Source organism: Anoxybacillus sp. ST4, from assembly GCF_019448545.1.
GTDB classification, from domain to species: domain Bacteria; phylum Bacillota; class Bacilli; order Bacillales; family Anoxybacillaceae; genus Anoxybacillus; species Anoxybacillus pushchinoensis.
This window is the reverse complement of record NZ_JAHZOE010000108.1, coordinates 1-255: the sequence shown is the minus strand read 5'-3', so window position 1 is coordinate 255 and position 255 is coordinate 1. Positions and strand designations below refer to the sequence as shown.

At 54.1% G+C, this 255-nt stretch carries 1 rRNA gene; it reads left to right on the top strand.

Features of this window, described 5'->3' with window-relative positions:
- Positions 1-255 (top strand): 16S ribosomal RNA (locus K1I44_RS15215); the annotation flags it as partial.

Below are 255 nucleotides of genomic sequence, written 5' to 3'. Positions count from 1 at the left end.
GCAGCAGTAGGGAATCTTCCGCAATGGACGAAAGTCTGACGGAGCAACGCCGCGTGAGCGAAGAAGGCCTTCGGGTCGTAAAGCTCTGTTGTTAGGGAAGAACAAGTAACGTAGTAACTGGCGTTACGATGACGGTACCTAACGAGAAAGCCACGGCTAACTACGTGCCAGCAGCCGCGGTAATACGTAGGTGGCAAGCGTTGTCCGGAATTATTGGGCGTAAAGCGCGCGCAGGCGGTTCCTTAAGTCTGATGT